Raw genomic sequence first — 24136 nt, 5'->3', positions numbered from 1 at the left:
CCGCCGCCGGCGGTGTGGGTGGTCACTCGCCGATCTCCACACCCGCGTAGCTGTCGAGCATGTCGGTGTTGGGCAACGCCATCTGCAGGTAGACGTCGATGTGGCGGATCTTGCCGGCGTCGGTGAACTCGAACACCGACATCGAGTTCACCACCGAGGAGAAATCACCCACGCGACTGCGTTCCTCGAGCTCGAGGAACACCGTCCCGTCGATTTCGCTGACGCGTTTGAAGGAGGCGTCCCATTCCGAGGACGCGGCCCAGTTGCTCAGGAAGGCCGCGTACTCGTCCCAGTTCATCACCTCCTTGAAATTGCCGATGCGCTCGAACGTCTCGACGTCGACCAGGTGTGCCAGCGGGGCCCACCCCTCGGCGGTGAAGCCGGGTTGTTTTGCCGCGTCCACCAGACGTTTGGCCGTCAGGGTGTAGTCGAGGACGGTGCGGCGCCGACCGGTGTACTCGTCGGCGACATCGTGGAGGTCTCTCATGGGTCTCCTCTGGTCTCCTCTTCGGGGCTGTGCGATGACGGGCGCTAGATCGTGACGCCGGCCTTGTCCAGGCAGCGGTGCAGCGCCTCGACGTACTCGCTGGTGCCGTGGAACGGCCCGCTGGTGCCGATGGCGACCTCCAGGAACGGGCTGTACTCGTCGTTGACGTGGGTCTCCCAGCGGGCCACCTCCCCGGCTTCGTTGGTGTCGACGAAGCTGTAGGAATAGAAGCCCATCGTCGTGCCGTCCTTGGTCGTGCCCTGCCAACGGGTCTTCATGACGAACCCGTTGTCGGCGGGCCAGTAGTTGAAGCTGACCGGCTTCCAGTCCGGGAAGGTCAGGGAGTAGGCCTTGGCTTCCATCGTGGCCGCCTGGGCGGTGTCGGCAGGAAAGTCGTTCAGCGCGAACACCTGATCGCCGGTGAAGTAGGGCGAGGCGTACACGCCGTCCTCGGCGAATTTCCACGCCTCGTAGGTCTCACCGTCCTGCACTCCTTGGCGCAGGTAGGCGTTGCGGTAGGCCTCGGCCATGCGACGGTGGTGTTCGATGCGTTCCTCGAGGGTCATCACTGTTCCTTCGGTGTGTTACGGATTCTGCTGTGCTGAGTTGGGTGAGGGGTCCGGCGTGCGCGGCTAGGCCGGGGAGGCGGCCAGGTACTTGTCCACCACCGAGTGGAAGTGGGCGATGACCACCTCCTCCTTGACCAGGGCCATGTGATCGAGGGCCGTGTTGCGCAGGCCGATCTGTTGGCGTGGCATCTGCTCGTAGTCCTGTTGCAGCGCTTCGAAGTACTTGTAGCTGCCGGGTTCGTCTACCTCGATCGGTGCCGCGGTGAAGGCGGCCTTGTGTTCGTCGGGAAGCCACATGTAGCTGGCGACGTGCCAGATGCACCGATTCGGATCGCCGTCGGGATGCGGCAGCGCCATGACGATCGTCGCCTCCCCGGCGCGGATGGTCATGAAGAAGTTGGGGAACAGCACCCAGCCGTGGTTGTCGCTCATCTGGGCGTCGGTCAGGCCGCTGACATCGAGCCCCATCCCGGTGAGGGTGTCACGGGTGGCGCGCTGCAGCAGCACCCGCGCGGTGATCCCGTCGGGGAAGTGCAGAGTGTCGTCCTCGCCGCGGTACTCGGCGACGAGTTCGGTGAACCGGGGCAGGACCGCGACCGTCGAGGGGAAGGTCTCCGGCAGGTCCATGACGCCGTCGACCTGTTGCTGCGGGGTGGCGCCGACGACGTCGAACGGCGCCATCGACACGCAGTGCCTGTCGAAGAAATTGAACCGCGTGGTGGCGGGATCGATGTTGATCACGCGCAACAGCTGCGGATGGATGCCGTTGATGTGATAGCCCTCCTGGAAGGCGTCCATGACGACCTTCCAGTTGCAGTCGATCGCCTCGGTGACGTCCATGACGGTGACCATCTCGTCGAGATGGTAGGGGGACAGCAGCTCGGCCACCTCGGTACCGAGGAAGTCGGCCAGCGGCTCGGCGGCGGGGTCGGGGTTGAGGAAGATGAACCCGGCGAAGGTGTCGACGGGGACCTCCAGCAGACCGTGGGCGTCCTTGTCGATCGGGCCGGCCAGTGCTTCGCGCAGCATGCCCTTGAGCTTGCCCTCGAGGTCGTAGGACCACAGGTGATATTGGCACAGAAAGCCGCGCTTGGCGTTTCCGCGTGCCTCTCGGCACAACACATTGCCGCGGTGACGGCACGCGTTGACGAAGCCTCGGATCGTGTCGTCCTTGCCCCGGACCACGATGTAGGACTGGTCGAACAGGCGGTAGAGCTTCCAGTCCCCGGGTTTGGTCAGTTCGTCGACCCGGCCGACGACCTGCCAGACCTTCATCCAGATCGACTCCCGTTCGTGCGCAACGAACTCCGGTGAGACGTAGCGCGATGTCGGTATCTGCATCCGGTATTGGTCCGGTGCGAGGTCGTCGAGTGCGGTGGCGGTGTCGACCCAGTCGCCTGGGCGTGATGCTGCGGTCTGCATGATGGGCGCTCCTCGTATCCGTGTGGGCGGTCGCCGGCCCGGTGGTGGCCGGCGGTGCGACGGGCCTGTCCTCGCCGGCGCGGCTGGTCGGATTGCCGTTCCGGCAGGCGGGTGAGTCGGGGGTGGGCCGTGGGCCGTCGGGATGCCGACTATGACTCGCATCACTAATATACACTGATGTATATCGCATACAAGAGTGTAGAATGTGACACAGCTCACGCATTTCCGACGGCGAAGGAACGCCCCTGCGCGGACGTGCCGTCGAGGTGCCGGCCCCGGGATGCCGACTGCGCAATCCAGACTCTGAGAGGATCGGGTGATGGCGGAACGCTGGACCAAGCAACGACGTCTTGAGCACACCCGGGCCCTGCTGCTCGATTCGGCCGAGGAAGTCTTCGCGCGCAAGGGATTCGAGGCGGCCGCGCTGGAGGACATCGCCGACGCGGCCGGCTACACCCGCGGCGCGATCTACTCGCACTTCGGCAGCAAGGCCGAACTGTTCCTCGCTGTCGTCGAGCGGCAGCGCCAGGAGTTCCTCGAAGGATTCGCCGACGTGATCGCCGCCACCCACCGCCTCGCGGACCTGGACGTCGACGAGCTGGCGCAGCGCTGGCACGTCCTGATCCAGGCCGGCGGCGCCGACCGCGCCGCGCTGGGCTACGAGTTCACGCTGTTCCTGCTGCGTAACCCCGAGGCGCTCGAGCGCGTCGCCGGGCAGCGCGAGGAGACGGCGCGGGCGCTGGCGGACTACATCGACAAGGGAGTCGCCCGGCTGGGCGGGATCCTGGACACTCCCGCGCTCGACCTGGCGCGGGTGATACTGGCGGCCAACGACGGAGTGACGCTGAGCAGCCTGCTCGACCAGTCCGCGGTGTACCGGACGTTCCTGCACATGGTGATCTCGCACATCGCGCCCGCCCCCGGGTGAGCATCACTCGACGACGGCGGCTTCCCTGCGTTCGGTGATGGGGCGGGCCAGCCCCTGGTCATCGCAGATGCGCTGCAGCTTTTCCAGGGTCTCGGCCAGGCCGGGACCGAGGCGGCGGCCCGGGGTGAAGGTCGCCGGGAGGTGCTGCATCCCCTGGATGACGCCGATGGTCTGGTAGTGCACGGCGGCGTCGGGGTCGCAGACGTAGTCGGGCATGCGGTCCAGCACGGCGGTGAGCATCGACTTGAACACCGTGCGCGCCACGTTGGAGCCGACGCAGCGGTGCGCGCCGAGTCCGAAGCTGAAGTGGCGGTTGCCCTTGCGGTCCAGCACGAGCTCGTCGGGATCGTCGAAGACGGCGGGGTCACGGTTGGCCATCGCCCAGGACAGCCAGAGTCGCTCGCCCTCCTTCAGCGCGATCCCGTCGACCAGGCAGTCCGCCGCGACCGTCCGCCCGTCCCCGGGCGCGGGGGTGAAGTAGCGGAGGAACTCCTCGGTCGCCGAGTCCAGCAGCGCGCCGCGCTCACCACACAGGCGCCGGCGCTCGTCGGGGTGCTGGGAGAGCCATTCCAGTGCATGGGAGGTCAGGGCGGTGGTGGTGTCGAAGCCGCCGCCGATCAGCAGCATCAGCATGCCCATCAGCTCGACGTCGGGTGCGGGCTCACCGTCGACACGCAACCGCACCAGCGCGTCGATCAGCCCGGGCCTCGGGGTCGCGCGGATCTCGGCGACGTGAGTCATCAGGTCTGCGGCGCTGGCCAGCTGAAGCTCGGCGACCCGCGCGGCGTCCGGGGAGTCGGTGGGGGTGTAGACGACCGCATGGGCCGGCTCGCAGTAGATCTCCCACTTCGCCAGCGGGACACCCATCATCGCCAGGGTGAGCACGGCCGGCACGATGTTGGCCAGGTCGTCGACGAAGTCGATGCGGCCCTGCTCGATCCTGTCGTCGAGGCAGGCCCTGACCAGCTCGTCGACGAAGGGGGTCCAGCGCGCCACCGCGGCCGGGGACAGATAGGCGTTCAGCGGGGTCCGGTAGGTCCGGTGCTCGGGTTCGTCCATCTCCAGGATCCCGCCCCGCACGATGGCGCTGGCCTCGCTGCGGGGAATGGTGATGCCCTGATAGCCCCGCCGCGCCCCCGCGACGTCGTTGTCGTTCGAGATGTGTGGACTGCGTGCGAGTTCGAAGACCTCGGCACTGCCGGCGGCGACCCAGTGCCCGCCGTAGGTGTCCGACCACGCGATCGGGCAGCGCCCCAGCATCTCGGCGGTGGTCGCCGCGAACTGTTCACGGTAGTGCGGGGTGTGCCGGTCGAAGTGGAAGTGGTGCTCGGCAAAGCGCGCGTCCCCGCTGAGTTCTCCGCTGAGTTCTCCGCCGAATTCTCCGGTGGATTTCCCGGTGGATTCGGCGGTCATCGAGGCGCTCCCATCAGGCTCCCATCAGGCCCGGCCGCCCAGGGGCCGGGCCCGTGTCCGACGTTAGGGGATCGCGGCGCGCGGTTCGGCGGAATGGGATTCCCGGTCGCCGCCCGGTGTGGCGACCGTTCCCAAGCGCTACCAGGAGATGACGGCGGCTTCCTTGCGTTCGGTGATCGGACGCGCCAGCTCCTGCTCATCGCAGGCCTGCTGGAGCTTGTCGAGGGTCTCATCGAGGCCGGGGCCCAGGCGGCGGCCCGGGGTGAAGGTGGCCGGCAGGTGCCGCATGCCCTGGATCACGCCGATGGTGTCGTAGTGCACGGTGCCCTCGGGATCGCACTTGTAGTCGGGCATCCGGTCGAGCACCGCGGTGATCATCGACTTGAACACGGTGCGTGCCACGTTGGAGCCGACACAGCGGTGCACCCCGATGCCGAAGCTGAAGTGCCGGTTGCCCTTGCGGTCCATGACCACCTCGTTGGGATGATCGAACACGGAGGGATCCCGGTTCGCCATCGCCCATGAGATCCACAGCCGCTCACCCTCCTTGAACTGGGTGCCCTCGACCTCGACGTCCTCGGCGAAGGTGCGGCCGTCACCGGGGGCCGGGGTGAAGTAGCGCAGGAACTCCTCGGTGGCCGGGTTGAGCAGGGTGTCGCGCTCGCGGGAGAGCAACTCGCGCTCCTTGGGGTGCTCGGAGAGCCATTCCAGCGAGTGCGCGGTCAACGCGGTGGTGGTGTCGAACCCGCCGCCGATGACGAGCCCGAGATTGCCCAGGATCTCCAGGTCGGGGGCCGGCTCCCCGTCGATGCGCATCGAGACCAGGGCGTTGACCAGGCCCGGGCGCGGATTCTCCCGGATCTCATTCATGTTGGTGATCATGTCGATACCCATCTCGCGGTGCATGGCCGCGACACGTTCGGCATCGGGGGAGTGCTCCGGGGTGTACACCGCCGCATGGGTGGGCTCGCTGTAGATCTCCCACTTCTTGAGCGGAATCCCCATCATGGCCAGCGTGAGCACGGCCGGCACGATGTTGGCCAGGTCGTCGACGAAGTCGATCTGGCCCGACTCGATCTTCTCGTCGATCGCCGCGCGCACGATCTCGTTGATGAAGGGCTCCCACCGCTTGACGGCGGCGGGGGACAGGTACGGGTTGAGCACGTTGCGGTACGTACGGTGCTCGGGGTCGTCCATTTCGAGGATGCCGCCGCGCACCACATTGGCCCGCCGGGCCGTGGGGATGGAGATGCCCTTGTAGCCCTTGCGTTCGCCGTGGATGTCGTGGTCATTGGAGATCGCCGGGCAGCGTGCGAGTTCGAAGACCTCTTTGCTGCCCGCGGCCACCCAGTGGCCACCGTAGGTCTCGGACCACGCCATGGGGCACTTGGTCTGCATCTCCTCAGTGATCTTCTCGAACTGGAGTCGATACTCGGGGGTGTGGCGGTCGAAGTAGTAGCTGTGCTTCTTCCGCTCTTCGTCACTGGTGATGTCGTCGACGCTCAAGGTTCTGTCTTCCCTGTCGATCTCGGGCACTTCTGATTGCTGGTCATATCGCGTCACGCAGCGTCGCGTGACGTCACTCTTCGATTCGGATGGCCTGTTCGGGGCAGGAATGCGCGGCCTCGCGGACGGCGTCCTCCTGGTCCGGGGGAACCACCTCGTTGATCGGGGAGGAGCTGCCGTCGATGTCACTGAGCTCGAACGAGTCCGGGGCGATCATCGCGCACAGCGTGTGACCCTGGCAGCGGGACGAGTCGACGAATACCTTCATGAGAATCCCTTTCTGGAACCTGTGTCAGCCCTGGCCCCGGTCGGTGGCCGGTCGGACGCCGATCAGACGTGGTAGTCGTACCACTTCAGGTAACCGCCGGCGTCGACGCGCATCTGCATGCCGGTCACGAAGCGGGCCTCCTCGGAAGCCAGCCACAGCACGGCGTTGCTGATGTCCTCGGGTTCGATGAAGGGCACCTTCATGGCCTGCTGGACACCGAAGACCGGCTCGGCGTCGGCGCGGGTGGGGTTCTCCAGGTCGGGACGGAAGGAGCGGTACATCGGCTCGCTCTGCAGCATGTTGGTGTTGCAGTTGGTCGGGTGGATCACGTTGGCCCGGATGCCGCGGACCGCGAGCTCGGTGGCCAGGTCGTGGATGTACTGGGAGAGCAGCCTCTTGGAGGTCATGTAGGCCATCCCCCCGGGGTCGGCGCCGGGGTTGGGCTTCTGGTGGGCGTCCATCAGCGCCGCCGCGGAGGCGGTCGCGATGATGGAGGCCCCCTCCTTCAGGTGGGGCAGGGCGACCTGGACGGCGTTGATGGTGCCGACCAGGTTGGTGTTGATCACGTCGGTCCAGGCCTGCAGCGGCGGCTGCCCCTTCATGCCGGCGACGCCGGCCTGGGCGACGACGATGTCGACCTTGGAGAACTCGGCCAGACCGGACTCCAGTGCGGCGCGCAGTGCGGCGGCGTCACGGACGTCGGCCCGGGCGGTGACGATGCCCTGGCCCGTCTTCTCGACCAGGCGCGCGGTCTCCTCGAGATCCTCGGGAGTGGCCATCGCGTAGCCGATGGAGTCGATGTCCTGGCAAATATCGACGGCGATGATGTCGGCGCCCTCCTCGGCCAGGCGCACCGCGTGGCTGCGTCCCTGTCCGCGGGCGGCCCCGGTGATGAATGCGACCTTGCCTTCAACGCGTCCCACAGGTGTTCCTTCCGTCGAGATTCGAGCTGTGTGTTCGAGCTGTGTGTTCGAGCTATGTACGGGTCTACGGGTCAGGGGGCCCGGCGCAGCTGTGACCGGTGCCACGGCAGGGTGACACCGGCCGCGAGCGCGGACTCAGCGGTCTCTGCCATCAAGAATCACCCTATCGATTATGAGAACGCTACTCTCGGTGGGCCGCTGCCCGCAAGGTTTCTGCACTAGGAGTCTCGAAAATCGCCCGTCGGGGATCCATCCTCGACCCGTGTTGACAGGCCCGGGATCGGCTTGGTTAGTTTCTTGAGTTCTCATGACGCGAATGTAAGATTCGCCGACAATGAGAATCGTGTTATCAACGAGCAGGAAGGCCGCTTGATGGGATCTCCGGAGACGGTGACCGTGGCTGAGGGAGCGGCGCACGACGTCGACCGCCACATGCTGATCGACGGGCGGCTCGTCGGTGCGGAACGGTCCTTTCCGAGTCTGAACCCGTCGACGGGCGACGTTCTGGGCTACGCACCCGACGCCTCGGTCGGCGACGCCGAGGCCGCGGTCGCGGCCGCCCGGCGCGCGTTCGACACCACCGACTGGTCGACGAACGTCGAGTTGCGCATCCACTGCCTGGAGCAGCTGCACCGGGCCCTGGTCGAGCACCGGGACGAGATGGGCAAGCTGACCACCGACGAGGTCGGCGCCACCCCCGCGCTGCTGGCCGGCGCCCAGTACGACCAGCCGGTGGAGATCGTGCGGTACTACGCCGACCTGCTGAAGAGCTACCCGATGACCGAGGACCTCGGCCACGTCGAGAGTCGCGGGATGCAGCACCACCGCTGGGTGGAGAAGGAGGCGGCCGGCGTCGTCGCGGCCATCATCGCCTACAACTATCCCAACCAGCTGGCGCTGGCCAAGCTTGCGCCCGCGCTGGCCGCCGGGTGCACCGTGATCCTCAAGGCCGCCCCCGACACCCCGCTGGTGACGCTGGCGCTGGGCGAGTTGATCGCCAAGCACACCGACATCCCCGCCGGCGTCGTCAACGTCCTCTCCGGCGCCGACCCCGAGGTGGGTGCGGTGCTGACCACCAGCCCGGACGTCGACATGGTCACCTTCACCGGGTCGACCCCCACGGGCCGGGCCATCATGTCGGCGGCCAGTGACACCCTCAAGCGCGTCTTCCTCGAGTTGGGGGGCAAGTCCGCGGCGATCGTGCTCGACGACGCCGACTTCAACACCGCCGCGCTCTTCGCGGCGTTCTCGATGGTGACCCATGCCGGTCAGGGCTGCGCCCTGACGTCTCGGCTGCTGGTCCCGCGCACCCATCACGACGAGATCGTCGAACTCATCAAGGCCAACTTCGGTTTCGTCCGCTACGGCGACCCCAACGACCCCCAGACCTACATGGGTCCGCTGATCAGTGCGAAGCAGCGCGACAAGGTCGACGGCATGGTCCGGCGGGCGGTCGATGCCGGCGCCACCCTGGTCACCGGCGGAGAGAAGAAGGATCCCGGCTTCTTCTACACCCCCACCCTGCTCACCGATGTCGACCCGGACAGCGAAATCGCCCAGGAGGAGGTGTTCGGTCCCGTGCTCGCGGTGATCGCCTACTCCGACGAGGACGACGCCGTGCGGATCGCCAACAACTCCATCTACGGGCTCTCCGGTGCCATCTTCGGCGGCCGGGAGCGCGCCCTGGCCATGGCCCGGCGGATCCGGACCGGCACCTTCTCCATCAACGGCGGCAACTACTTCAGCCCGGACGCCCCGTTCGGGGGCTACAAGCAGTCCGGCATCGGGCGCGAGATGGGCGAGGCCGGCCTGGAGGAGTTCCTGGAGCGCAAGACCTTCGCCGTGCCGGAGGAGACCGAGAGCGCCGCCGGAGACGCCCGGTGAGCGCGCCGCTGGAGGGCATCCGCGTCCTCGAGGTGGCGATGTACGGGTTCGTCCCGTCGGCCGGTGCGGTGCTCGGTGAGTGGGGCGCCGACGTCGTCAAGGTCGAGCACGCGGTGATGGGCGATCCGCAGCGCGGACTGCGCCAGACGGGCCCGCTGCGCGTGGAGGGCGACCCCAACCCGAACATCGAACACGCCAACCGCGGCAAGCGCAGCATCGGACTGGACATGTCGGTGCCCGAGGGGCGTGAACTCCTGTTGGAGATGGCGCGTGGTGCCGATGTCTTCCTCACCAGCTTCCTGCCCGGACACCGGAAGAAGTTCGGTATCGACGTCGAGGACATCCGGGCGGTGAACCCCTCGATCATCTACGCCCGCGGCAGCGCGCTGGGCCCGCGTGGCCTGGAGGCCGGCAAGGGCGGCTACGACATGACCGCGTTCTGGTGCCGCGCGGGCACCGCCGCGACCATCACCCCGGAGGGCACCGAGGGCATGATCGCCCCGCCGGGCCCCGCCTACGGCGACACCATCTCCGGTACGAACCTGGCCGGCGGGATCGCGGCGGCCCTGGTCAAGCGGGAGCGCACCGGCGAGCCGTCGGTCGTCGACGTGTCGCTGCTGGGCAGCGGACTGTGGGCGCTCGGGCACACCGTGGCGCTGACCAACCATCTGAACCAGCGGCTGGTGGCGCCGCCGCCCGGTGTGCACGGCTCGCCGGTCAACCCGCTCACCGGCGTCTACCGCACCAAGGACGATCGCTACATCTCGTTCGTGATGATGCAGCCGACCAAGTTCTGGGCCGACGTGTGCCGGCACATCGACCGGCCGGACCTGGCCGAGGACCCCCGGTTCGCCACGGCGGAATCGATCGCCGAGAACACCGCGGACGCGGTGCAGCTGCTCAGCGAGGTCATCATCACCCGCACGCTGCCCGAGTGGAGCGAGCGCTTCGCCACGCTGGCGGGTCCGTGGGCCCCGGTCCAGGACACCCTGCAGGCCGCCGACGACGCTCAGATCAGGGCCAACGAGTACCTGGTCCAGGCGGGCGAACTCGAGCTGGTCGCCAACCCGGTGCAGTTCGACGTGGCCGCACCCGAGACCGGGCCGGCCCCCGGCTTCGCCGAGCAGACCGAGGAGATCCTGCTCGAGCTGGGCGTCGACTGGGACCGCATCATCGAGCTCAAAACTGCCGGCGCTATCACGTAACTCTTACTGTAAGGTTTTCCGTCATGCCATTCATCGCCTCGATCGGCACGTATGTGCCGTGCTGGGGCGTCTCCGAATGCCGCATCGCCGGCGACGACGAGGACGCCATCACCCTGGCGGTGGAGGCGGGCAGGGCGGCCCTGCAGGGGGGTCACCCGATCGAGAACGTGGTGCTGGTGACCCGCGACCTGCCGCTGACCGACAGCAGCAATGCGGCGATCCTGTTGGCGGGCCTGGGCCTGGATCCGGAGTTGGAGGTCACCGAGCGACTCGGTGGGGCTCCGGCGACCCTGGACAGTCTCAGTTCGGCGCGGCCCCGGACCCTGATCATCGGTGTCGACCTCGAGCCCGCCGGCGCGGCGGCCATCGTGACCTCCGACCGTGGGCTCCGGGTGCGCACCGCCGCGCGGGTGGCCCGCAGCCTGCCGGTGCGGACCCGCAACGCCGTCGGCGTCGTGCACGACTACGGCGACCCCCGCCTGCTGCACGAGCGGGGCCTGGTCGCCTCGCTGGAGGCCGCGTGGCTGGACACTCCGGTGGCGGTGGCCGGGGTGACCCACAAGCAGGCGGTCGACATGTGCCAGGGCGATCCGCCGCCGCTGCCGACCAGCGGTGCCAGCTCGGGTCTGTTCGCCCTGGCCCATCTGGCCGAGACCCGGGAGACGGGGCCCCTGGTCGCCGTCGAACAGGCCAGCCTGTCCGGGATCACCGTGGCCGGCGGCTTCGCCCAGGTGCACCGCAGAGAGCCGCCGGCGCGCCCGGTGCCCGCCACCGTCGCGGTCTCCGATGCCGACATCCCCATCTCGCTGGCCGCCTACGAGCGCGCTTTCGAAGCGAAAACACGCTGGGAGGCAGGCAAGTTCGCAGACAGCGAGCAATTGGACTTTCCGCCCCGTTTCCGGGTGGGCGAGCACGGCGAGTTGGCCCGCGACTACGAGCTGGTGGCCCTGCCGCGCACCGGCAGCGTGTACACCGCGGTGTCGGTGCACCTCCCGGTGCCGGGGCTGCGGACGCCCTACGCGCTGGCGATCGTCGAACTCGACGGCGTCGACGTCCGCGCCCTGGTGAAGGTCACCGGTGCCGACCCGGATTCCGTGGACATCGGCGACCGCGGTCACCTCGTTTTGCGCAGAATCGCAGTGCGCCAAGGTGTTCCCGACTACGGTTATGCTTTCCAACCGGAATCGGAGGCCGCGTGAGAAAGGTGGCGATCGTCGGGGCCGGAATGACCCCGTTCGGTGAGCACTTCGCGTTGGGCATCAAGGACCTCCTGCCGATGGCATTCGCCGAATGCGCGGCCAGCGTCGACAAGGGCATCGAGAAGTCCGGGCTGCAGGCCGCCTGGTTCGGATCGATGGGGACCACCGACGGGTTCCCGTCGGGCATCCTCGCCGACACCCTCGGCTTGTCCGACATCCCGGTGACACGTGTCGAGAACTCCTGCGCCACAGGGCACGACGCCATCCGCAACGCCATGTTCGCCATCGCCTCCGGGGCGTACGACGTCGCGCTGGTGCTGGGCGCCGACAAGGTGCGGGAGACGGCTTCCAAGCAGCTGATCTGGGAATGGGTGCCGATGGCCCACGACATGGCGTGGGACTACCCGCTGGGTCTGGTCGCGCCCGCCGGGGTCGCGATGCACCTGCGGCGCTATCTGTACGAATCCCCTGCCACGCGTGAGCATATGGCGATGATCGCGGTGAAGAATCATCGGCACGGCGTCACCAACCCGAAGGCGCGGCTGCGCTTCGAGGTGACCCTCGACGAGGTGCTCAACGCGCCCGTGGTGGCCAGCCCGATCGGGGCCTACGACTGTGCTCCGCAGAGCGACGGCGCGGCGGCGCTGATACTGGCCGCCGGTGACGTCGTCGACCGGTTCACCGACCGGCCGGTCTGGGTCAGCGGTGTCGGCCTGGGCCTGGATTCGGTGATGCACCAGCACAAGTCCGACATGACCACGTTCCCGTCCACGGTGCGCGCCGCCAAGCAGGCTTTCACCATGGCCGGCCTGACACCGCGCGACATCGATGTGGCCGAAGTTCACGATTTCTTCACGGGGATCGAGCTGATCAGCTATGAAGATCTGGGCTTTGCCGATCGATTCGAGGCGTACAAGTTGTTGGAGGCCGAGGTGACCACCGTGCAGGGGTCGCTACCGGTCAATCCCAGCGGCGGGCTCAAGGCCAAGGGGCACCCGCCCGGCGCCACCGGGGTCGCACAGTGTGTTGAGCTGTTCGGCCAGCTGCGCGGGGAGGCGGCCAACCAGATCGACGGCGCCCGGACGGCCCTGGCGCACACCCTGGGCGGGCCGACGGCGGTGTCAGCGGTGACCATCCTGGAAGGACCGAAGTGATGGCGGTAAAAGGGCCGGAGCGGTGGACGCCGGGGATCAACGTCGCCGGCGCCGGCTCGGCGATGCAGGCCGTCGGCGGGTTGTTCGCGATGTCGGCCGACGCGGTGCGCTTCGTGTTCCGGCGGCCGTTCCAGTGGCGCGAATTCCTCGAGCAGTCGTGGTTCGTGGCGCGGGTGTCGCTGGCGCCGACGCTGTTGGTGGCGATCCCGTTCACCGTGTTGGTGAGCTTCACGCTGAACATCCTGCTGCGCGAGCTGGGCGCGGCCGACCTCAGCGGTGCCGGTGCCGCGTTCGGAGCGGTCACCCAGCTGGGCCCGATGGTGACGGTGCTGATCGTCGCCGGCGCCGGGGCGACCGCGATGTGTGCGGACCTCGGTTCGCGCACCATCCGCGAGGAGATCGACGCCCTGGAGGTGCTGGGCATCAACCCGGTGCAGCGGTTGGTCACCCCCCGGATGCTGGCGTCGGGGTTGGTGGCCTTCCTGCTCAACAGCCTCGTGGTGATCATCGGGATCCTCGGCGGCTACGTGTTCTCGGTGTTCATCCAGGACGTCAATCCCGGTGCGTTCGCCGCCGGAATGACGCTGCTCACCGGCGTGCCCGAAGTGATCATCTCGTGTGTCAAGGCGATGCTGTTCGGGCTGATCGCCGGACTCGTGGCCTGCTACCGCGGGCTGACGATCACCGGTGGTGGTGCCAAGGCGGTGGGCAATGCGGTCAACGAGACGGTGGTGTATGCGTTCATGGCGTTGTTCGTGATCAACGTGGTGGTCACGGCCATCGGTATCCGGATGACGACGGGCTAGGGCGGCGGATGGGCACCACGACACTGTTGCGGCAGCGGTTTCCCCGGGTCGCCGATCAGCTCGGCCGGCCGATGTCCTTCTTCGGTCGTATCGGCGATCACGTCATCTTCTACGGCCGTGCGCTGGGCGGCGTGCCGCACGCGACGGTGCACTTCCGCAAGGAGATCATCCGGCTGATCGCCGAGATCTCGATGGGCGCGGGCACGCTGGCGATGATCGGCGGCACCGTGGTCATCGTCGGATTCCTGACCCTGGCGGCCGGTGGCACCCTGGCCATCCAGGGCTACTCGTCGCTGGGCAACATCGGCATCGAGGCACTGACCGGGTTTCTCTCGGCGTTCATCAACGTCCGGATCGCGGCCCCGGTGGTCGCCGGGATCGGCCTCGCGGCCACGTTCGGCGCCGGCGTGACCGCACAGCTGGGCGCCATGCGCATCAACGAGGAGATCGACGCGCTGGAGTCGATGGGCATCCGGCCGGTGGAATACCTCGTCTCCACCCGCATCGTGGCCGGGATGATCGCGATCACCCCGCTGTACTCGATCGCGGTGATCCTGAGCTTCGTGGCCAGCCAGTTCACCACGGTGGTGCTGTTCGGCCAGTCCGGGGGGCTCTACAACCACTACTTCACGACGTTCCTGAACCCGATCGACCTGTTGTGGTCGTTCCTGCAGGCCATCCTGATGGCGATCACGATCCTGCTGATCCACACCTACTTCGGCTATTTCGCCACCGGGGGGCCCTCCGGCGTCGGGGCCGCGGTCGGCAACGCGGTGCGCACCAGTCTGGTGGTGGTGGTCTCGGTGACCCTGCTGGTGTCCCTGTCCATTTACGGCTCCAACGGCAACTTCAACCTCAGTGGGTAGGGGCGGAATCAGCATGCGGAGACAAGCTCCATGAGCGGCAACCTGGGACCGGGCCCGGCATACCGGTCGGAGACGGACAGCAAGGCGACGCCGGTGGCTGCCAGCGCCGGGCGTAGTTTCGGCGCTCGCGGCTATGGGCGGCCTCTGGCCGGTGTCCTGACGGTGGTGGCGATCTTCGCCATCATCGCGGTGGCGGTCGGTCTTTTCCGCGGCAGCTTCACCAAGACGGTGCCGGTGACCCTGATCTCGGAGCGGGCCGGGTTGGTGATGAACCCCGACGCCAAGGTCAAGATGCGCGGGGTCCAGGTCGGCAAGGTGGCCTCCATCGAAACTCGGCCGGACGGTACCGCTGCGCTGCACCTGGCGATGGAGCCCTCGCAACTGCATCTGATCCCGTCCAACGTTCGCGCGGATATCGAGTCGACCACCGTCTTCGGCGCGAAGTTCGTCAACCTCGCGGCTCCGGACAATCCCTCACCCAAGCCGATGTACGCGGGCCAGGTTCTGCAGGGTCAGCACGTGACGGTCGAGATCAACACCGTGTTCCAGCAGCTGGTCTCGGTGCTCAGCAAGATCGAACCCGAGAAACTCAACGAGACCCTGGGCGCGCTGTCGCAGGCATTCGGTGGCCGCGGGGAGAAGATGGGCCAGGCTCTCAGTGACTTCAACACCGTGTTGGCCAAGCTCCAGCCCAGTTTCGAGAACCTGGGCCGAGACATGGAGCTGATGGCGCCGGTGGCGGCCGCCTACGCCGACGCGGCACCGGATCTGCTCCGCACCGTCGAGAACACCACCACCATCAGCGATTCCATCGTCGAGGAACAGGACAACCTCGACGCCTTCCTGGTCAGCATGATCGGGCTGGCCGACATCGGCAACGATGTCGTCGGTAGCAACCGGCCGGCACTGAGCAAGGTGCTGAACCTGCTGGTGCCCACGACCGACCTGCTCAACGAGTACGCGCCGGGCCTGAACTGCGCGCTCGGCGGCATGGCCATCCTGGCCAAGCAGCCGCCGGCGCAGGATCCGGGTATCGCGGTCAACGTCGCGTTCACCATGGGCATCGAGCGCTATCGCTACCCCTCGAGCCTGCCCAAGGTGGCCGCCAAGGGCGGACCGCACTGCATGGGATTGCCCGACATCGGCTTCGGCAAGCGGGTTCCCTACCTGGTCACCGACACCAACTCCAACCCGTGGCAGTACGGCAACCAGGGCATCCTGCTCAACTCCGATGGCCTCAAGCAGCTGCTGTTCGGCCCGCTGGAGGGACCGCCGCGCAACACCGCACAGATCGGACAGCCGGGATGACGCGGACGAAAAGCACGCTCGTTAAATTCGCGATCTTCGCGACCGTCATGGCGGTGCTCACCGTGTTCCTGTTCATGGCCTTCGGCCAGTACCGGGGCGGGTCGGTGTCCGGCTACTCGGCGGTCTTCGCCGACGCCTCCCGGTTGAAGTCCGGCGACTCGGTGCGGGTGGCCGGCGTCCGGGTGGGCACGGTCAACTCGGTGGCGCTGCAGTCCGATCGCTCGGTGCTGGTCAAGTTCGACGCCGACCGCGACATCAAGCTGACCACCGGGACCAAGGCGGCGGTGCGCTACCTGAACCTGGTGGGCGACCGCTACCTCGAACTGGTCGACGGGCCCGGTTCCACCCGCCTGTTGCCGGCCGGATCGCAGATTCCGGAGGAACGCACCCAGTCGGCGCTGGACCTCGATCTGCTGTTGGGCGGTCTGCGACCCGTCATCCAGGGGCTGAACCCGCAGGATGTCAACGCGCTGACCTCCTCGTTGATCCAGATCTTCCAGGGGCAGGGCGACACGCTGAGTTCGCTGATGTCCAAGACGTCCTCCTTCTCGAACACCCTGGCGGACAATAACCAGGTCATCGAGCAGCTGATCGACAACCTCAACGTCGTCGTCGACACCATCGCCAAGGACGGTGACAAGTTCGACGGCACCGTCGACAAGCTCGAGCGGCTCATCAGCGGCCTCTCCGAGGACCGGGACCCCATCGGGCGGGCCATCACCTCCCTGGACAACGGCACCGCCTCGCTGGCCAGCCTGCTCACCCAGGCCCGGCCCCCGCTGAGCGCCGATGTCGACCAACTCAACCGGCTGGCGCCGCTGTTGGTCGATGGAATGCCGAACCTGGACGCGGCGCTGCAGAAGATGCCGGAGAACTACAGGAAGCTGCGCCGGCTCGGTGCCTACGGCAGCTGGATCATGTACTACATCTGCGGTCTCTCGATCCGTGTGACCGACCTCCAGGGCCGCACCGCGGTCTTCCCGATGATCAAACAGCTAGGCGGAAGGTGCGCTGAGCCCTGATGCTTAAATACCGCGAATCCAATCTCATCCGCGCCGGTTTCATCGGTGTGATGTTGATGGTGCTCATCATCGCCGTCGGGTTGCAGCCCGAACGGTTGATCCAATGGGCCACCTCGGTACGTCACCAGGCCCTGTTCAACGAGGCCGGGGGGCTGGCCGTGGGCAACGACGTGACGCTCTCGGGCATCAAGGTCGGTTCGGTGTCCGATATCTCGCTGCAGGACGGCGAGGCGTTGGTGACCTTCACGGTGGCCGGCAAGTACCCCCTGGGGTCGCAGACCACCGCCCACATCCGCACCGGCTCGCTGCTCGGCGAGCGCGTGCTCACCCTGGAATCCGAGGGCAGCGGGTCCCTGCGGCCCACGGAGGTCATCCCGGCGACGCGCACCTCGTCGCCGTACTCGCTGACCGACGCGATCGGTGACCTGACCACGAACACCAAGGGCACCGACACGACATCGCTGAACCAGTCGCTGGACACCCTGTCGGCGACCATCGACCAGCTCGCGCCGCAGCTGGGCCCGACGTTCGACGGGCTCTCGCGGCTGTCCCGGTCGATCAACAGCCGCAACGAGAACCTGGCGAGCCTGCTGCAGAGCGCCAGCAAGGTCAGCGGTGTGCTGGGGGAGCGCAGCCAGCAGCTCAATGCCCTGATCCTCAATGCCAACGACCTGCTCGGGGTTCTCAACGACCGCCGCCAGGCGATCGTGGATCTGCTGGCCAACACCTCGGCGGTGTCCAGACAGTTGAGTGGGCTGGTGGCCGACAACGAAGAAGAGTTGGCCCCGACCCTCAAACGGCTCAACGAGGTGACCGCGATGCTGGAGAAGAATCGCGACAACATCGGCAAGGCGCTGCCGGGTATCGCCAAATTCCAGCTGACGCAGGGTGAAACGCTGGCCAACGGCCCGTACTACAACGCCTACGTGCCGAACCTGCAGCCGGCGCAGCTCATGCAGCCCTTCCTCGACTACGCGCTGGGCTTCCGCCGCGGGGCCAATGCCGGCCAGCCGCCGGACACCGCCGGACCGCGCGCCGAGATGCCGCTGCCGTACAACGGGATCCCGGGAGGTTCGCGCTGATGACCCGCAAGCGTCTGATCGCCGGTCTCGGCGTGCTGCTGGCGGTGGTCCTGGTGGCCGGCGTGATGTTCACGCTGCGCCACACCGTGTGGGGCCCCAAGACCATCAACGCCGTGTTCACGACGGCCACCGGCATCTACCCCGGCGACGAGGTCCGGGTGTCGGGGGTCAAGGTCGGCACCATCGAGGCGATCGAGCCGCAGGGCACCCAGGCGAAGCTGGTGCTCAAGGTCGACCACGATGTGCCGATCCCCGCCGACGCCAAGGCGGTGATCGTCGCGCAGAACCTGGTGGCGGCCCGCTACGTGCAACTGGCCCCGGCCTACACGGCCGAGACCGGCGGCCCGACGATGGCCGACAACGCCGAGATCCCGTTGGACCGCACGGCCGTTCCGGTGGAGTGGGACGAGGTCAAGACCCAGTTGATGCGACTGGCCACCGACCTGGGCCCGCAGAGCGGCGTCGACGGCACGTCGGTCTCGCGGTTCATCGACAGCGCGGCCAACGCCATGGAGGGCAACGGCCCGAAGCTGCGTGAGACCATCTCGCAGCTGTCGGGAGTCGCCCGGGTCCTCGCCGAGGGCAGCGGCAACATCGTCGACATCATCAAGAACCTGCAGACCTTCGTCACCGCGCTTCGTGACAGCAACGAGCAGGTGGTGGCCTTCCAGAACCGCCTGGCCACGCTGACCAGCGTCGTCAACGGCAGCCAGTCCGACCTCGACGCGGCGATCAAGGATCTGTCGGTGGCGGTCGTGGAGGTGCAGCGTTTCGTCGCCGGGAGCCGGGACCAGACCTCCGAGCAGATCCAGCGGCTGTCCAACGTCACGCAGAACCTCGTCGACCACCAGATGGATCTGAAGAACATCCTGCACATCGCGCCCAACGCCTTCGCCAACGGCTACAACATCTACAACCCCGACGTGGGCAGCGCGGTGGGCCAGTTCGTGCTGAACAACTTCTCCAGCCCGGTGGAGTTCATCTGCGGGTCCATCGGCGCGATCGAGAACACCACCGCGCCGGAGACGGCCAAGCTGTGCTCCCAGTATCTGGGTCCGGCGCTGCGCCTGCTCAACTTCAACTACCTGCCGTTCCCGGTCAACCCGTACCTGATGCCGTCGGCCAACCCGAAGAACATCATCTACTCGGAGCCGAATCTGGCGCCCAACGGTGGCGGGCCCTCCCCGGAGGCGCCGGAGACCCCACCGGATATCTCCGCCTACAACCCCGGGCCGCCTCCTCCGCCGCCGTTCACCGGTCGGCCGCCGGGAACACCGCCGCCGGGTGCCCAGCAGTTGCTGCCGGGTGCGCCCCCGGTCGTCCCGCCCAACGTGCTGGCCAACGTGTCGGACATGCTCAATCCGGCGGGTGTGCCTCCGGGCCCGCCGCCGGGAGCGCCGCTGGCCGCCGAGGCGCCCGCACCCGCCGCGCCGCCGCCACCCGGACCGCTGCCCGCAGAAGGGACGCCACCAGCATGATTCGCGGAAAGCCTCTGCGCCTCGCGGTCGCCGTGGGGACGAGCGTGGCGCTGACCACCAGCGCCTGTGGGTTCCAGGGTGTGAACTCGCTGCCGTTGCCCGGAGCCGTGGGCCGCGGCCCGGACGCCAGCGTCTATCACGTCGAGATCGCCAACGTGGCGACGCTGGAACCGAACTCACCGGTGATGATGAGTGACGTCGTGGTCGGCAGTGTGAAGAGCATGACGGTCAAGGACTGGCACGCCGACGTCGAGATCTCGGTGAAACCCGACGTCGTCGTCCCGGCCAACGCGGTGGCCAGCGTCGGCCAGACCAGCCTCCTCGGTTCGATGCACCTGGCGCTCAACCCGCCCGTGGGGAAGGGCCCGGAGGGCAAACTGCCCGCGGGAGCGACGATCCCACTCAACGACTCGTCGACCTATCCGTCCACGGAGCAGACCCTCTCGGCGTTGTCGGCGGTGGTCAACGGCGGCGGCCTCGGGCAGATAGGTGACGTCATCCACAATTTCAGTGGTGCGCTCAACGGCCGCGAAGGTGAGATTCGTGACCTGATCTCGCGGCTGGACGATTTCGTCGGTGTCCTCGACGCCCAACGTGACAACATCGTGGCCTCGGTCCAGAACCTGAACCGTCTGGCCTCGACGTTCGCGGGTCAGCGTGACGTGATCACCCAGGCCCTGGACCGGATTCCGCCGGCCATCGACGTTTTGATCCAGGAGCGGCCGCGGCTGACGACGGCGCTGCAGAAACTGGGGACCTTCAGCGACACCGCCAACCAGTTCGTCAACGAATCGCAGGCGGACCTGGTGACCAACCTGAAGAACCTGGAACCGACGCTCAAGGCGCTCGCCGACATCGGCCCGGATCTCGGCACGGTGCTGGGTTACGCGCCGACGTTCCCGTACACGCAGAGCTTCATGGACCGCGGCATCCGCGGTGACTACTACAACCTGTTCGCCACCATCGACCTGACGATCCCGCGCCTGAAGCGCTCGCTGTTCCTCGGGACCCGCTGGGAACAGGAGGGTGCCCAGGTCGTGCCGGCGCCGGGCGACCCGTACTACCTCAACTACACCTACGACCCGCTGAAGACGGGTGCCAACCCGCCGCCCGGGATGGTTCCCCCGGCCCCGGAATCCCTGCCGATCCCGCCTGTGCCGCAGGGTCCGCCGCCGCCGCTGCCGTCCAACGTCGGTCCGCTGCTGCCGATGACTCCGCCGCCGCCGCTGGACATGCCGGGTGCGCCGGTACAGGTGTCGGCCCCGCCGCCGTCCGCCGGGGCCCCGGCGCAGATCTTCGCCGGCCCCTATCCCGCCCAATCTCCGCCGCCGAACGCGGCTCCGCCGTCGACCGGGGGTGGCTGATGCTCACACGTTTCGTCCGTACCCAGCTGATCATCTTCACGGTCGCCTCGGTCGTGGGTGTGGCGGTCATGCTGTTCGCCTACATGCAGGTTCCGACACTGCTGGGGCTGGGCCGCTACACCGTCAAACTGGAACTGCCGGCGTCCGGTGGGCTCTACCAGTTCAGCAACGTGACCTACCGCGGCCTGCAGGTCGGCAAGGTCACCAGCGTGGACCTGACCGACCGGGGTGCGGAGGCAACGCTCTCACTGAGCCGCTCGCCGAAGATCCCGGCCGATCTCAAGGCCGAGGTGCGCAGCATGTCCGCGGTCGGCGAGCAGTTCGTGGAGTTGTTGCCGCGCACCGACTCCGGGCCGTATCTGCAGAACGGTTCGGTGATCTCCGTGGACAACACCGAGATCCCGCAACAGGTGGGCCCGATGCTGGACCAGGTCAGCGCGCTGGTGGACAGTATCCCGAAGGACAAGCTCAACCAGCTGCTCGACAATTCCTACCAGGCGTTCAACGGCACCGGGTACGACTTCGGATCGTTGCTCGACTCGGCGTCCACGATCACCGACGAGGCCAACAAGATCTCCGACCGGACGCGGGGACTGATCGACGACGGCGTGCCGTTCCTGGACGCCCAGGCCCAGACCGCCGACTCGATTCGGACCTGGGCGGCGAGCCTGGCCGGGATCACCGATCAGCTGCACAACGACGACGCACAGATCCGGTCGATCCTGAAGAACGGTCCGGGGTTCGCCCAGGAGACGTCCCGGTTGCTCGACCAGGTCAAGCCCACCCTGCCGGTGCTGCTGGCGAACCTGACGACGATCGGTCAGATCGGTGTGACCTACAACCCCTCCATCGAACAGCTGCTGGTGCTGCTTCCGCCCTACGTGGCGCAGATCCAGGTCTACGCGCCGATCAACAACCCGGCAGGCATGCCCAACGGTGAGTTCTCGCTGGGCCTCAGCGATCCACCGGCGTGCACGGTGGGCTTCCTGCCGCCATCGGCGTGGCGCTCACCCTCGGACACCGAGGTGATCGACACCCCCGACGGCATCTACTGCAAGCTGCCCCAGGACTCGCCGATCGCGGTGCGCGGAGCGCGTAACTACCCGTGTATGGGCCACCCGGGCAAGCGGGCCCCGACCGTCGAGATCTGTGAGAGCGACAAGAATTACGAACCGCTGGCCCAGCGTCAGCACGCCCTCGGGCCGTACCCGATCGACCCCAATCTGATCTCCCAGGGCGTGCCGCCGGATTCGCGGGTGCTGCCGGACGCCAACACCTTCGGCCCGGTGCAGGGCACCCCGCTGCCACCCGGGGTGAACGCCCCGCCGCCGGGACCGCCGCCGGCGCCGGCGCCGCCGCCCAACTTCGCAGGGACCTATCCCGGATCGATGCTGCCGGGCCAGCCGCTCTACCAGACGCCGCCCACGTCCCCACCGGGCCCGGCACAGGTGAACGACCCGGCCACCAACCCGTTCCCGCCGGCGCAGGCGCCGGAGGTGACCCAGGTGCCGTTGCCGCCGGGGACCACACCCGGTGAGGTGCCGTTGCCGCCGGGAGCGCAGCCCATCCCGCCGGCACCCAACTCGTCACCGGCCGCCGTGGGCAGTGCCTTCGAGGGCGGTTCCGATCAGGGCGGTCCCTCGGTCGCCATCGCGAAATACAACCCGCGTACCGGTCAGTACATGGGCGCCGACGGTCAGCTCTACACGCAGTCCGACCTGGTGACCGAACCGACGTCGTGGACGGACCTGATGCCCACCTGAGGTCGTCCGCGTCGCGAAAGGACGTCCGGGGGGAAGCGGCGGTAGCGCCCCCGGATGTCCGTCGAGGACGGAAACCGTTGAGCCTCAACGGTGGACAAGACAAGAAACCGGCCGCGGGAATCCGCGGCCGGTTTTCGTCTGCGCCGTGGGCAGCTCCGCTGTGTCTGCGGTCAGATCTTCTTCATGTAGAAGGGCATCCGGATCTGGGGCCACTGGTTGCGCCCGCAGGACCCGCTGGGGCCCAGGGTGACATCTTCACCGGTGTACTCCGACGAGCCGGGATCGACCCTGCCGTTGTCGCCGACCGGATAGATGCGGTAGGTCTGCAGCCCCTCGACGGGTTGCCCGTCGGCGCAGTACCGCCAGTTGGGGACCGCGCGTTTGAGGTACCAGATGCCGTTGGTGGTGTAGATCGGCGCCGACCAGCCCTCATCGCTGGTGACGGTGCCGGCGCAGTCCATCGGGGTGGTGCAGACCGTGGAGATGGTCCAGGTGGCCCGCACGCTCGGCTGCTGTTGGTAGCGGTCGTTGACCTTGGCCCAGTCGCCGTTGGACGACGTGGCGAAGGTGCCGTTGATGCCCCAGTCGTTGTCCGCGGCGGCGGGCGCCGCGGTACCCAGGCCGATCATCGCCGCGGCCCCCGCGACCGCTGCTGCAGCACTCAACCCACGAGCCGGCATCGACGCGCTCCTTCAGGCAGTGATAGTGGCATTCTCAAACCGCGAGAATAACACTCGCGCCAACGGTGTCGCGGCGCATCGGCGGGATTGGGAGGAGCCGCTACAGGAAGTCGACCTGCGAGATCTTGAATTCGCCGCCGTCGCTGGCCAGTGTCACCGCCACCCGGAACTGCTGCGGATCCCGCCGTGCGTCCTTGGCGTTGCTGGCCTGCGACTTCGCCGCCACCAGGACCACCGCGGAGTCGGCGTCGGCGCTCTCGACGGCCACGCTGTTGACCGTCACGTCGGTGACGACCTTGGACTCCTCGAGCGCCTTGACCAGAAACCCCGACTGCGCCTGGAAGTCCTCCTTGAACTGGCCGGTGGCGCTGTCGATGACGCGGTTGATGTTCTCCTCGGCATTGGTGAAGTCCAGCGACATCAGGTTCACCACGCCCTGACGGGCCACCGCGGCATACTCGGCGTCGCGCTGCCGTTGGGCCTCGGCGCCACGGTGCTGCCACGCCATGGTCGCGCTGAGCCCGAGCAGGGCGCACAGGACGGCCACCGCCGCGGCAACGAGCACCACGCGCAGACGCGGCGCCGAGATGCGGACCCGCCGGCGCCCGGACTGCGGGATCGGCCCGGAAACCGGCTCCCCGTCAAGCCGTTCGGCATCCCCGGGGGCCTGCTCCGGATCACCGGTCACGGGGCCGGGGGCGGGCTCGCCATCGGCCCCGTGACCGGTGATCCGGAGCAGGCCCCCGGGGCTGTCGCGTATAGACATCGCCGAGCCCCCGAGACCGACGCTGCACTCGTATGCAGCATCA

The 24136-nt window shown here is 67.7% G+C and carries 22 protein-coding genes; 13 read left to right on the top strand and 9 right to left on the bottom strand.

From position 1 onward, the window contains the following. Window positions 1-22: 22 nt before the first annotated feature. The 3 genes from CSR00_RS21320 to CSR00_RS21310 form a co-directional block, all read right to left on the bottom strand. Window positions 23-487, bottom strand: a complete 465-nt coding sequence (locus CSR00_RS21320; protein WP_099024427.1) for a hypothetical protein — start codon at window positions 485-487, stop codon at window positions 23-25. 44 nt (window positions 488-531) lie between these two features. Continuing rightward, window positions 532-1053 carry a hypothetical protein gene (locus CSR00_RS21315; protein WP_099024426.1) on the bottom strand — a complete coding sequence of 174 codons (522 nt, stop codon included), beginning with the start codon at window positions 1051-1053 and terminating at the stop codon, window positions 532-534. A gap of 66 nt (window positions 1054-1119) precedes the next feature. After that, window positions 1120-2478, bottom strand: coding sequence for an aromatic ring-hydroxylating oxygenase subunit alpha (locus CSR00_RS21310; RefSeq protein ID WP_099024425.1), 1359 nt, complete (start codon window positions 2476-2478; stop codon window positions 1120-1122). 319 nt (window positions 2479-2797) lie between these two features. On the opposite strand from CSR00_RS21310, the gene CSR00_RS21305 reads away from it, so the two are divergent. Continuing rightward, a complete protein-coding gene (locus tag CSR00_RS21305; RefSeq protein WP_099024424.1) occupies window positions 2798-3406 on the top strand; it encodes a TetR/AcrR family transcriptional regulator in 609 nt (202 codons plus the stop codon). 3 nt (window positions 3407-3409) lie between these two features. Here CSR00_RS21305 and CSR00_RS21300 read toward each other — a convergent pair whose 3' ends face one another. The 4 genes from CSR00_RS21300 to CSR00_RS21285 all read right to left on the bottom strand — a co-directional run bounded on the left by CSR00_RS21300 (window position 3410) and on the right by CSR00_RS21285 (window position 7516). Then, on the bottom strand, window positions 3410-4819 hold the full coding sequence (locus CSR00_RS21300) for a cytochrome P450 (protein WP_099024423.1): 1410 nt from the start codon (window positions 4817-4819) through the stop codon (window positions 3410-3412). Between the two features lie 138 nt (window positions 4820-4957). Next, window positions 4958-6325, bottom strand: coding sequence for a cytochrome P450 (locus tag CSR00_RS21295; RefSeq protein WP_099024438.1), 1368 nt, complete (start codon window positions 6323-6325; stop codon window positions 4958-4960). Between the two features lie 73 nt (window positions 6326-6398). Next, entirely contained in the window at window positions 6399-6593 is a 195-nt protein-coding gene (locus CSR00_RS21290; protein ID WP_099024422.1) for a ferredoxin, read from the bottom strand. A 62-nt stretch (window positions 6594-6655) separates the two neighbouring features. Further along, window positions 6656-7516 carry a mycofactocin-coupled SDR family oxidoreductase gene (locus CSR00_RS21285; protein WP_099024421.1) on the bottom strand — a complete coding sequence of 287 codons (861 nt, stop codon included), beginning with the start codon at window positions 7514-7516 and terminating at the stop codon, window positions 6656-6658. 372 nt (window positions 7517-7888) lie between these two features. Here CSR00_RS21285 and CSR00_RS21280 point away from each other — a divergent pair, with 372 nt between their 5' ends. Genes CSR00_RS21280 through CSR00_RS21225 form a run of 12 tightly spaced genes read left to right on the top strand, consistent with a single transcriptional unit; the run spans window position 7889 to window position 22647 of the window. Continuing rightward, complete coding sequence (locus CSR00_RS21280; RefSeq protein ID WP_099024420.1) at window positions 7889-9400, top strand: aldehyde dehydrogenase family protein; 1512 nt, start codon at window positions 7889-7891, stop codon at window positions 9398-9400. Then, window positions 9397-10605: a CaiB/BaiF CoA transferase family protein gene (locus CSR00_RS21275; RefSeq protein WP_099024419.1), complete on the top strand. Its 1209-nt coding sequence runs from the start codon at window positions 9397-9399 to the stop codon at window positions 10603-10605. Before CSR00_RS21280 ends, CSR00_RS21275 begins: the two co-directional genes overlap by 4 nt. A 23-nt stretch (window positions 10606-10628) precedes the next feature. After that, window positions 10629-11804: a Zn-ribbon domain-containing OB-fold protein gene (locus tag CSR00_RS21270; RefSeq protein WP_099024418.1), complete on the top strand. Its 1176-nt coding sequence runs from the start codon at window positions 10629-10631 to the stop codon at window positions 11802-11804. Beyond that, the gene (locus CSR00_RS21265; RefSeq protein WP_099024417.1) at window positions 11801-12958 is read left to right on the top strand and encodes a thiolase C-terminal domain-containing protein; all 1158 of its coding nucleotides are present in this window, start codon (window positions 11801-11803) and stop codon (window positions 12956-12958) included. The genes CSR00_RS21270 and CSR00_RS21265 overlap by 4 nt, the downstream gene beginning before the upstream one ends. Continuing rightward, complete coding sequence (locus CSR00_RS21260; protein ID WP_099024416.1) at window positions 12958-13764, top strand: MlaE family ABC transporter permease; 807 nt, start codon at window positions 12958-12960, stop codon at window positions 13762-13764. The genes CSR00_RS21265 and CSR00_RS21260 overlap by 1 nt, the downstream gene beginning before the upstream one ends. Before the next feature lie 8 nt (window positions 13765-13772). Further along, on the top strand, window positions 13773-14630 hold the full coding sequence (locus CSR00_RS21255) for an MlaE family ABC transporter permease (RefSeq protein ID WP_099024415.1): 858 nt from the start codon (window positions 13773-13775) through the stop codon (window positions 14628-14630). Between the two features lie 30 nt (window positions 14631-14660). Then, entirely contained in the window at window positions 14661-15938 is a 1278-nt protein-coding gene (locus CSR00_RS21250; RefSeq protein WP_099024414.1) for an MCE family protein, read from the top strand. Next, complete coding sequence (locus CSR00_RS21245; RefSeq protein ID WP_099024413.1) at window positions 15935-16960, top strand: MCE family protein; 1026 nt, start codon at window positions 15935-15937, stop codon at window positions 16958-16960. Before CSR00_RS21250 ends, CSR00_RS21245 begins: the two co-directional genes overlap by 4 nt. Further along, window positions 16960-18042, top strand: a complete 1083-nt coding sequence (locus CSR00_RS21240; RefSeq protein WP_099024412.1) for an MCE family protein — start codon at window positions 16960-16962, stop codon at window positions 18040-18042. The genes CSR00_RS21245 and CSR00_RS21240 overlap by 1 nt, the downstream gene beginning before the upstream one ends. Further along, a complete protein-coding gene (locus CSR00_RS21235; RefSeq protein ID WP_099024411.1) occupies window positions 18042-19520 on the top strand; it encodes an MCE family protein in 1479 nt (492 codons plus the stop codon). Before CSR00_RS21240 ends, CSR00_RS21235 begins: the two co-directional genes overlap by 1 nt. Continuing rightward, the gene (locus CSR00_RS21230; protein ID WP_099024410.1) at window positions 19517-20884 is read left to right on the top strand and encodes an MCE family protein; all 1368 of its coding nucleotides are present in this window, start codon (window positions 19517-19519) and stop codon (window positions 20882-20884) included. Before CSR00_RS21235 ends, CSR00_RS21230 begins: the two co-directional genes overlap by 4 nt. Next, complete coding sequence (locus tag CSR00_RS21225; RefSeq protein WP_099024409.1) at window positions 20884-22647, top strand: MCE family protein; 1764 nt, start codon at window positions 20884-20886, stop codon at window positions 22645-22647. The genes CSR00_RS21230 and CSR00_RS21225 overlap by 1 nt, the downstream gene beginning before the upstream one ends. Before the next feature lie 170 nt (window positions 22648-22817). Here CSR00_RS21225 and CSR00_RS21220 read toward each other — a convergent pair whose 3' ends face one another. Together CSR00_RS21220 and CSR00_RS21215 are read right to left on the bottom strand one after the other, a co-directional pair. Continuing rightward, the gene (locus CSR00_RS21220; RefSeq protein ID WP_099024408.1) at window positions 22818-23327 is read right to left on the bottom strand and encodes an Rv2253/PknI dimerization domain-containing protein; all 510 of its coding nucleotides are present in this window, start codon (window positions 23325-23327) and stop codon (window positions 22818-22820) included. Between the two features lie 100 nt (window positions 23328-23427). Beyond that, on the bottom strand, window positions 23428-24136 hold a 709-nt coding region (locus tag CSR00_RS21215), incomplete at its 5' end, for an Rv1363c family protein (RefSeq protein WP_218014522.1).

The sequence above is a fragment of the Mycolicibacterium palauense genome, from assembly GCF_002592005.1.
Taxonomy (GTDB): Bacteria; Actinomycetota; Actinomycetes; order Mycobacteriales; family Mycobacteriaceae; genus Mycobacterium; species Mycobacterium palauense.
The sequence above is the reverse complement of the archived record's forward strand: the minus strand, read 5'-3'. Positions and strand labels throughout refer to the sequence as shown.